The following is a 9,912-nucleotide window of genomic DNA, read 5'->3' as shown; positions in this document are numbered from 1 at the left end:
TGTCCTCCCGCGTGTTTTTGCTCCCGCGCGCGCCCGCCGGCCCGCCCGGGGGGGGGGGGGCGGCCCGCCGGGGGGGGGGGCCCCCCCCGGGCGCCCCCGGGGGGGGGGGGGGGCCCGGGGGGGGCCCCCCCCGACGAGCCGTGGCCGTACTGCGCCGGCCCGCACGAGTGGGACCAGGTCAACGACCCCTCGTCACCGGAGGACGTGCGGGAGCAGCGGCGCATCCAGACGGCCGCGGTGAACCGGTCGCAGGGCAATCCACGGGCGGCTGAGTACACGCCCGAGGAGAAGGCGGTCCTCGCGCGGATCTACGCCGGGCGCCCGTGGCCCGAGGGCCCGATCGCCATGGTGCCCGTGGCCCAGTTGTACCGGCGTGACATTCCCCTGCTGGCCCGGCCCGAGCGGTCCGACGCCGATCTGCTCCAGGTGCTGTGGTGCCCCTTCGACCACCCGGAGCACCCCAGGACCGCGCTGTTCTGGCGGTCCGCCGGCGCGGTCACCGACGTCCTCGCCACACCTCCCGAGCCGCCCGCGGTCCAGACCTCCGACTATGTGCCCGCGCCGTCCCTGCTCTCGCCGGAGGAGGTCACCGAATACCCCAACTTGCTGGAGCTGGACAAGGAGTTGCGGGAACAGCTCGCGGACTGGGAACGGTGGCAGGCCGCCAGGCCCGCGGTGGACGACGCCTATGCCGTGGCGCCTCAGGAGTTCTACAAGCACAAGCTGTCCCTCGCCCCCGGTTGGAAGACGGGTGGCTGGTCCCGCTGGGGTCTGACCGATCCCAGGCCCCGCGACTGCTCCGTGTGCGGCACCGGGATGGAGCCGCTCCTGACCATCGCCACGGCCGAATGGGACTCCGGCACCGAGAGCTGGGCTCCCGAGGGAGACCAGGCACGGGACCCGCTTCCTCCCGGCGTTCCCCCGACCAACTACACCCGCGTCGTCGTCGCCAGCGGCTACGACCTGCAGCTTCACGTCTGCCCGGCGGCCACGGACCACCCGCATCTGGAGCTGATCCAGTAGGCCCCGTCAGGCGCGCGCTCCGTACCGCTCCCGCAACTCCACCTTGCGCACCTTGCCCGAGACGGTCATCGGGAAGGAGTCGAGGAGCTGGAGGCGGCTGGGCACCTTGTAGTGGGCCAGCTGCCCGGCGCAGTGGGCGCGCAGTTCCTCCAGGGTGAGCGGGTCGGCGGCGTCGCGCGGGACGACGCAGGCCAGGACCTCCTCGCCGTAGCGTTCGTGCGGGACGCCGACGACCTGGACGTCCGCGATCTTCGGGTGGCCGTACAGGAACTCCTCGACCTCGCGCGGGTAGATGTTCTCGCCGCCCCGGATGATCATGTCCTTGATGCGGCCGACGATCTCGACGTAGCCGTCCTCGCGCATCACCGCGAGGTCCCCGGTGTGCATCCAGCGGCCCGGGTCGATGGCCTCGGCGGTCTTCCCGGGCTCCTCCCAGTAGCCGAGCATCACGCTGTAGCCGCGGGTGCGCAGTTCGCCCGCGTCGCCGCGCGGCAGGGTCACGCCGGTGACCGGGTCGACGACCTTGACCTCGATGTGCGGCAGGACGCGGCCGACGGTGCCGGTGCGGTGTTCGAGGTCGTCGTCCATGCGGGTCTGCAGGGAGACCGGGGAGGTCTCGGTCATGCCGTAGCAGATGGAGACCTGCTCCATGTGCATCTCGGCGACCACCCGCTTCATCACCTCCACCGGGCAGGGCGAGCCCGCCATGATGCCGGTGCGCAGGGAGGTGAGGTCGTAGGAGGCGAAGCCGGGCAGGTTCAGCTCGGCGATGAACATGGTCGGGACGCCGTACAGGGAGGTGCACCGCTCCCGCTGCACCGCCTCCAGCGTGGCCACCGGCTCGAAGGACGGGGCGGGGATGACGATGCAGGCGCCGTGGGAGGTGGCACCCAGATTCCCCATTACCATGCCAAAACAGTGATAAAAGGGCACTGGCAGACAGACCCGGTCCTGCTCCGTGTAGCCGACCGTGCGGCCCACCCAGTAGCCGTTGTTGAGGATGTTGTGGTGGGAGAGGGTGGCGCCCTTCGGGAAGCCGGTGGTGCCGGAGGTGTACTGGATGTTGACCGGGTCGTCGCAGCTCACCTCGGCGGCGAGCGCGTCGACCCGCTCCTGCGGCACCGACGCGGCGCCCGCGGTCAGCGCGTCCCAGGACGGGTCGCCGATGTAGACGGTCTCGCGCAGCGCGGGGCAGTGGCCTCGGACCTGCTCCACGATCGCCCGGTAGTCGCTGCTCTTGTGGGCGAGGGAGGCGACCAGCAGCGTGATGCCGGACTGCTTGAGGACGTACTCCAACTCGTGGGCGCGATAGGCCGGGTTGACGTTGACCATGATGACGCCGATGCGGGCGGTGGCGTACTGGACGAGGACCCACTCGGGGCAGTTGACCGCCCAGATGCCGACCCGGTCGCCCCTGGTGACGCCCTTCGCGAGCAGCCCGCGGGCCAGCTCGTCGACGGCGGCGCCGAACTCGGCGTAGGTCCAGCGCCGTCCGGAGGGGACGTCGACGAGGGCCTCGCGGCCGGGATGGGCGGCGATCGCGCGGCCGAGGTTGGCGCCGATGGTGTCGCCGAGGAGCGGGGTGGTGCTGGTGCCGTGCGCGTACGACGGCTGTGCCGAGGATTCGGTCACCGGAAGTCCTCCTCGCGGTACTCGTTCGCGGAACCGGCCGCCGTGGCCTCGCGCAGCTCGATGCGGCGGATCTTGCCGGAGACGGTCTTGGGCAGCTCGCCGAACTCCAGGCGCCGCACCCGCTTGTAGGGGGCGAGGGTGTCGCGGGAGTGCTCGAAGAGCACCTTCGCGGTGTCCGGTCCCGGTTCCCACCCGGCGGCGAGCACGATGTACGCCTTGGGCACGGCGAGACGCAGTTCGTCGGGGGCGGGCACGACCGCGGCCTCGGCGACCGCCTCGTGCTCCAGCAGCGCGCTCTCCAGCTCGAAGGGGCTGATCTTGTAGTCGGAGGCCTTGAACACGTCGTCGGCCCGGCCCACGTAGGTGAGGTAGCCGTCCTCGTCGCGCGCACCGATGTCGCCGGTGCGGTAGTAGCCGCCGGCCATCGCCTCGGCGGTGCGGTCCGGGTCGCCGTGGTAGCCGGCCATCAGGCCGACGGGACGCGCGGACAGGTCCAGGGCGATCTCGCCCTCGGCGGCACCGGGTGCTCCGGTGACCGGGTCGATCAGTTCGACGCGGTAGCCGGGGCTGGGGCGGCCCATCGAGCCGGTCTTCAGCACCTGGCCGGGGCTGTTGGAGACCTGGACGGCGGTCTCGGTCTGGCCGAAGCCGTCCCGGATCGTCCTCCCCCACAGGCGGCGGACCTGCTCGATCACCTCGGGGTTGAGCGGCTCACCGGCGGCGACGACCTCGCGCGGCGGGGTGGCGAGCCGGGTGAGGTCGGCCTGGATGAGCATGCGCCACACGGTGGGCGGGGCGCAGAAGGTGGTCACCCCGGCCCGGTCCATCTCGGCCATCAGGCGGGGTGCGTCGAACCGCGTGTAGTTGTACAGGAAGACGGTCGCCTCGGCGTTCCACGGCGCGAACAGGTTCGACCAGGCGTGCTTGGCCCAGCCGGGCGAGGAGATGTTGAGGTGCACGTCGCCGGGTTTGAGCCCGATCCAGTACATGGTCGCCAGGTGGCCGACGGGGTACGACACGTGGGTGTGCTCGACCAGCTTGGGGCGGGCGGTGGTGCCGGAGGTGAAGTACAGCATCAGCGGGTCGTCGGCGGCGGTGGGGCCGTCCGGCGTGAAGGCGTCGGAGGCCGTGTACACGTCCTCGTAGGCCCGCCAGCCGGGTACCGGACCGTCTCCGCCTACGGCGACGCGCGTGTAGTCGCCGGGCACGTCGTCGAACTTGCCGGTGTCCTCGGCGCGCGCGATCACGTGCCCGACCCGGCCGCGGTCGACGCGGTCGCGCAGGTCGGCGGGGCCGAGCAGGGTGGTGGCCGGGATGACGACCGCGCGCAGTTTCATCGCGGCCAGCGCGGTCTCCCACAGCTCGGCCTGGTTGCCGAGCATCACGAGGATGCGGTCCCCCGGGCCGACGCCCCACTCGCGCAGGCGGTTCGCGACGCGGTGGGAGCGGGCGGACATCTCGGCGAAGGAGATACGGACCTCGCGGCCGTCCTCCTCGACGATGTGCAGGGCGGTGCGCCCGTTGCCCTCGGCGACGACGTCGAACCAGTCCAGCGCCCAGTTGAAGTGCTCGGGGCGGGGCCACCGGAACCCCTCGTAGGCGGCGGTGTAGTCCTCGCGGTGTTCCAGCAGGAAGTCCCGTGCGGTGCGGAACAGCTCCGTGGCCGTCGTCATCTGTCCTCCTCGGTGCCGGACCTTGCCGGGCGGCTCTGTGCCATCGTGTAATCCGTGATGTGGGTCTCACTACCCCCGAACGGGGGTGTGCGTCCCGGAACGATCACGAGGGAGGGCGGAACGGGTGGCGGTGGACGCGGTGGACGCGGCTCAGATCCGCAGCGCGCTGGTGCGGCTGCGGCGCACGACCGGGCTGCCCGTCGCCTTCGGCGGTCTCGTCGAGTCCGGCCGGCGCCAGGTGCGCATCAGCGAGCTGAACGGCACGGCCACGACGGCGCTCAGCGCGCTGGCGGTGACGGCCGGCAACGGGCTCGGTGGCCGGGCGGTGGCGCTGTCGCGGCCGTGCGCGGTGACGGACTACTCCGTCTCCCGGCAGATCAGCCACGAGTACGACCTGCCCGTCGCCGCCGAGGGCCTGCGCTCGGTCCTGGCGGTGCCGGTGGTCGTACGGCGCCGGGTCCGCGGCGTCCTGTACGGCGCCCTGCGCACGGCCCAGCCGCTGGGCGACCGCACGCTGAGCGCGGCCGTGGCGGTGGCGCGGGACGCGGAGCAGGCGCTGGTGCTGCGGGACGAGGCGGACGAGCTGCTGGCGGCGGCCGCGCCCGCACCGGGTGCGCCCGCGCCGGGTGCGGCGGGCGGCGCGGCCTGGGAACAGGTGCGGGAGGCGCACGCGGCGCTGCGGGCGCTGGCCCCGAGGATCGCGGACCCGGCGCTGCGGGACGAGCTGCTGCGCGCGTGCGGTCTGCTGGTGGCGGGGAGCAGCCCCGTGCCGGGGCCCCGGCTGGCGCCGCGCGAGGTGGACGTGCTGGCCTGCGTGGCCGCGGGCGCGACGAACGGGGCGGCGGCCGAGCGGCTCGGGGTGGGTCCGGAGACCGTCAAGAGCTATCTGCGCTCGGCCATGCGCAAACTGGGCGCCCGCACCCGCACGGAGGCCGTCGCGTCGGCCCGCCGAACGGGGTGGCTGCCGTAGGAGGCGGGCCGGGACGGGTCGGGCGCGGGCATGTCCCGGCCGGGTTGGATTTCGACGGTGACCCGTTTGTTGTCCGGGTCACCTCGCCGACCCTCCGTAACGCGATGCGCCGTTGCCTAATATTGGCCCGGACACGCCACACGGAGGGGAGCGGTCACCGTGCCACGGGACTTCGCGGAGGCTGCCGGATGCCGCTCCGACCTGGTCATCGGGCGGGAGGGGCCGTTCGGCGCGGCGCGTGACCAGCTCGCCCGGGGCGGCAGTGTGCTGCTGCACGGCCCCGCCGGAATCGGAAAGTCGACGGTCCTGCGCACCCTGGCCGCGGAGAACGCCCGCACGGCGCGCACCGTGCTGCGCTGCTCTGCCACCGAGTCCGAGTCCCATCTCCCCTTCCTCGCCCTCGCCGACCTCCTGGGGCAGGTCCTCGACCAGGTCTCCGAGGCGCTGCCCGCCGCCCAGCGCACCGCACTGGAGTCGGCGCTCACCGGCCGCGGCGAGTCCACCCTCCAGCGCGACGGTCTGGCGCTGCGCCTGGCGGTGCTGTCCGCGCTGCGCGCCCTGGCCGCCGAGGGGCCCGTCCTCGTCGTCGCCGACGACCTCCAGTGGCTCGATCCGGCCAGCGCGGAACTCCTCGGCTTCGCCGCCCGCCGCCTGGGCGAGACTCCGGTACGGCTGCTGTGCGCGGTGCGGACCGAGGGTGCCGAGACGGACGACGCCGAGTACGACCGCCATCTGCGCGCCTCCCCGCCGGACACCCGCGCGGTCCGCCTGGGGCCGCTGACCCGCGCCCAGGTGTCGGCGCTGCTCGACGAACGCGGCTACTCGGGCCTGCACCGTTCCACCGTCCGGGACATCCACCGCACCAGCGGCGGCAACCCGCTGTTCGCCCTGGAGCTGGGCCGGGCCCTGGCCGAGAGCCCCGCCGCACCGCGTCCGGGCGAGCCGCTGCCGGTGCCGACCTCGCTGCGCGCCCTGGTCCTGTCCCGCCTGGAGATGCTGTCGGGCGAGGCCCGCCGCACCCTCCTGGTGGCCAGCGCCGGTGCCCGCCCCACCCCGGCGCTGCTGCGCGCGGCCGGCCGGGAGAACGCCGAGGCGGAGACCGCGCAGGCGGCGGCGCTCGGGCTGCTGGCGCCCGACCCGGAGGGCCCGACCGTACGGTTCGCGCACCCGCTGATCTCGGCCGCGCTGTACGCCGAGGCCCCGGCGCGGGAGCGGCGGGCCGCGCACGCCGCGCTGTCCACGGCCGCCTCCGACCCGATCGAGCGCGCCCGGCACCTGGCGCTGGCCACCACCGGCACCGACCCCGAGGTGGCGGCCCGGCTGGCGGAGGCCGCCGCGCTGGCCCGGGACCGCGGGGCGCCGTCGGTGGCCGCCTCGCTGGGGCTGCTCGCCGCCCGCCACACCCCGGCGGACGGCATCCCGGGTCCGGACGAGCGCCGGCTGACGGCCGCCGAGGACGCGATCACCGCGGGCGAGCAGGACCTCGCCCGGGACGTCGCCCGCGAGGTGCTGACCCGGGCCACCGCGCCCGGCGAGCGGGTGCGGGCCTGGATGGCGGTGATCGAGGCGGCCGGGCAGGCCATCGGCGAGGTCGACGCGGTCTTCCCGCAGGCCCTGGCCGACGCGGGCGACGATCCCCAACTGCTCGCCCTGGTCCACTACCAGCTGGCCTGGCGCTCCCTGGTGGTGCAGGGCGACTTCGCCCAGGGCCGGGAGGAGGCCGCGCACGCGGCCCGGCTGGCGGCGCGGGCCGGGGACCGGCGTACCGAGCTGCTCGCACTGGCGTTCCAGGCGCAGGCGGAGACGCTGATGGGTCATCCGGGCGCCCCGGCGACCATCCAGCGGGCGCTCCAGGAGCCGCAGGACCCGCGGGTGGCGTGCCATCACAACGGGGCCGGCTCCTCCCGGTTCCGGTGGCTGGTGATGAGCGACCGGCTGGCCGAGGCGCGGAGCACCGTCACCGCGCTGCTGCGCGAGGTGCGCCGGCGCGGCATGGCCGAGAGCGAGGTCCACTACCTGCGTTTCCTCGCGGAGACCGAGCTGCATTCCGGCCACTGCGGCCGGGCCCTCGAACTGTCCCGGGAGAGCCTCACCCTGGCCCGCGACGCGGGCATCGGGGAGGGCGCGGGCGCGATGCAGGCCGCGCTCGCCGAGGCCGCGGGCGGCGACCCGGACCGGGCCCTGGAGCTGGCCCGGGAGGCGGTACGGCGGGCGGAGGGCGACGGAGACGCCGTGTACCTGTCGCGTGCGCTGGCCGCGCTCGGTCACGCGCACCTGGTGGCGGGCGACGCGGCTGCGGCCGTACGGGCGTTGCGCCGGGTGCGGGAGCTGGAGGCGGGGGCGGGCATCACCGACCCGGCGCGCGGCCGGTGGCAGGGCGATCTGGCGGAGGCCCTGGTGCGCACCGGGGAGCCGGCCGAGGCCATGGACGTCATCGAGGTCGCCCGGGCGCACGCGCTGCGGCTCGGGCGCCAGAGTGTGCTCGCCGCCCTCGACCGGTCCGAGGCGCTGGTGCGGGCGGCGCGGGGCGAACACCGGGCGGCCGTGGCCCGGTTGACGTCGGCGCGGGAGCGCCTGGCCGGGCTGGGGTTCGGCCTGGAGGAGGCGCGGGCGGTCTTCGCGCTGGCCGAGTTGCACGCCGAACGGCCCGGGCGGGCCCCGGAGTCGGCGTCGTACGACGAGGCGGCGCGGCTGTTCCGGCGGTGCCGGGCGCTGCCCTGGCTGCGGCGGGTGGAGGCGGCGGTCGCGGTGCGGGCGTCCGGACCGGCCCCGGTGCCGGCCGCCGAGCCGGACGGTCTGGCGGGGCTGGCCTCGATGGAGCGTCAGGTGGCCGCGCTCGTGATGGAGGGCGCGACCAACCGGGAGATCGCCGCCCGGCTGTTCGTCAGCGTCAAGACCGTGGAGGCGACGCTGACCCGCGTCTACCGCAAGCTGGGGATCCGGTCCCGGGTCGACATCGTCCGCCTGGCGGCGGGCCGGCGCCCCGACTGAGAACGGCCGGGTTTACCGGCGGTAAACCGAGGGTTTTCCCTGCCCGATGCCCTTAGGGGGTTCCCTCATTGGGTGGTCCGGACCGCCGGTTCTAGCGTGAGCACGTGCCGCTCGCCCGGGCATACGGGGGTCTGTCCCGAGACCCCCGTACAACCCCCCACGCCCGTGCGACCCCCCACCGGCTACCCCTTGAGGAGACTCAATGTCCGGGCTCACTCGCTCCAGACCGGCCGGCCACCGTTCGACACCCTGAGGATCCCTCGGGTGCAAGACCGGGGGGCGTTGCGGGCCTCCACGAGCGGCCCGCAGCGCCCCCTCTCCATGTCAGTCCCGTACGGTCCCGAAGCGGATGTCGTAGGCGGTGCCGGGATGCATGGTCGCGAGCATCCGCTCGCCCTCGGCCACGATTTCGTCCCGCTGCCGCTGCGCGGGGCGGTCGAAGGCCTCGACGACAAGGGCCTCGCCCTCGAACTTCCACAGTCCGGCCACGAAGCCGTCGACGAGCAGGACGCGGTAGGCCTGGTTCTTCTTCCAGGTGCGGCCCTTGTGCGCGGGCGGGACGACGCGGGACCGGTCGGCGTGGGAGAGGAGCAGGTTGTCGAACTCGGGCAGGAAGCGCGGCGGGGCCGGGGTGTCCGGGTCGGGGCGCGGCGCGTCGGGGAGGTCGAAGAGTTCGGTGCCGCCGGGGTCCCGGAAGGTGACGAGACGCGGGCGCAGGCGTTCGAAGGCGTCCCTGAGCCGGGTCAGGCCGGCCCAGGTCTGCATGTCCTTGACCGACGCGGGGCCGAACGCGGCGAGGTAGCGCAGCACGGTGTCCTCGGGTGCGGGCGCCGGGCGTGCGGGGCGGCCGAGCCAGTGCTCGGCGGTGGTGAGCGTGACCCGACCGCTGCGGCCCCACAGTCCGCGCGGCGTCACCTGGACGAGCGGGAGCCGGCAGCGGGCGGCGACGGACAGGGCCGCCGGGTCGGCGTCGGGCCACTCGGCGCCGAGGGCCTCGCGCAACTGCCCGGGCGTGCGCGGCTCGGCCTCGACCAGTTCCCGGGCGAGACGGGCGAGCCGGTCCAGGTCGACGCCGGTCAGGCCTTCGCGGAACGTCCTCAACTCCCGTTCGCGGGCGGCCTGCACCAGGGGCCTCAGGGTGAGGCAGTCGTCCGCGGTGTGGGTGTGGATGGTCGAGCGCAGGGTGACGAGCCGGGCGACGCGGCGGTCGGCCGTCGGCCCGGACAGGTCCTCGGGCGTGAAGCCTTCGAGGCGGGCGGCGAGCGCGTAGTACGGGGGCTTCACGTTCTGGGCCTGGAGCCCGACGAGGTGCGCGACGGCGGCCTCGGCGGACATCGACGCGCGGCGCAGCAGCAACTGGCGGGCCAGGGTGGCGCGGTTGAGGGCCAGGATGCCGAGGACGGGGGCGGTCGTTCCTGCCTTGGTCGTCATACCGTGCACGGTAGCGGGGAACGAGGACGGATCCTGTCCTCTTTCCCCGGCGGGTGCGGAACCCGCAGCCGCACCGGGGAACCGGGTGGAGCCGGGTCCGGCGCGGCTCGGGGTGCGCGGTCAGCGGGCACGCCGCTCGCGCGTGGGTCGTACGCCCATGCGGACGCGGGTGCTCAGCGGGTGCGGCGCAAG

At 74.5% G+C, this 9,912-nt stretch carries 6 protein-coding genes; 3 read left to right on the top strand and 3 right to left on the bottom strand.

What is annotated here, in order from left to right; all coding sequences use genetic code 11:
- Positions 1–204 precede the first annotated feature (204 nt).
- On the top strand, positions 205–1,023 hold the full coding sequence (locus tag ACFYZ3_RS18845; protein WP_388518731.1) for a hypothetical protein: 819 nt from the start codon (positions 205–207) through the stop codon (positions 1,021–1,023).
- A 6-nt stretch (positions 1,024–1,029) separates the two neighbouring features.
- Here the strand turns inward: ACFYZ3_RS18845 and lbuL are convergent, their stop codons facing one another.
- Both lbuL and ibuL read right to left on the bottom strand, forming a co-directional pair.
- Positions 1,030–2,655 (bottom strand): linear/branched/unsaturated fatty acid:CoA ligase LbuL, encoded by a 1,626-nt coding sequence (lbuL, locus tag ACFYZ3_RS18840; protein WP_388518728.1) that lies wholly within the window; start codon positions 2,653–2,655, stop codon positions 1,030–1,032.
- Positions 2,652–4,328 (bottom strand): isobutyrate:CoA ligase IbuL, encoded by a 1,677-nt coding sequence (ibuL, locus tag ACFYZ3_RS18835; RefSeq protein ID WP_388518725.1) that lies wholly within the window; start codon positions 4,326–4,328, stop codon positions 2,652–2,654. The genes lbuL and ibuL overlap by 4 nt, the downstream gene beginning before the upstream one ends.
- 124 nt (positions 4,329–4,452) lie before the next feature.
- Here ibuL and ACFYZ3_RS18830 point away from each other — a divergent pair, with 124 nt between their 5' ends.
- Both ACFYZ3_RS18830 and ACFYZ3_RS18825 read left to right on the top strand, forming a co-directional pair.
- Positions 4,453–5,298 carry a LuxR C-terminal-related transcriptional regulator gene (locus ACFYZ3_RS18830; RefSeq protein ID WP_388518722.1) on the top strand — a complete coding sequence of 282 codons (846 nt, stop codon included), beginning with the start codon at positions 4,453–4,455 and terminating at the stop codon, positions 5,296–5,298.
- Positions 5,299–5,457: 159 nt separating this feature from the next.
- The gene (locus ACFYZ3_RS18825) at positions 5,458–8,289 is read left to right on the top strand and encodes an AAA family ATPase (RefSeq protein WP_388518719.1); all 2,832 of its coding nucleotides are present in this window, start codon (positions 5,458–5,460) and stop codon (positions 8,287–8,289) included.
- A gap of 324 nt (positions 8,290–8,613) precedes the next feature.
- Here the strand turns inward: ACFYZ3_RS18825 and ACFYZ3_RS18820 are convergent, their stop codons facing one another.
- Positions 8,614–9,720 (bottom strand): winged helix DNA-binding domain-containing protein, encoded by a 1,107-nt coding sequence (locus ACFYZ3_RS18820; protein ID WP_388518716.1) that lies wholly within the window; start codon positions 9,718–9,720, stop codon positions 8,614–8,616.
- Positions 9,721–9,912 lie beyond the last annotated feature (192 nt).

Source organism: Streptomyces sp. NPDC001599, assembly GCF_042893535.1.
Lineage (GTDB): Bacteria > Actinomycetota > Actinomycetes > Streptomycetales > Streptomycetaceae > Streptomyces.
The sequence above is the reverse complement of the archived record's forward strand: the minus strand, read 5'-3'. Positions and strand labels throughout refer to the sequence as shown.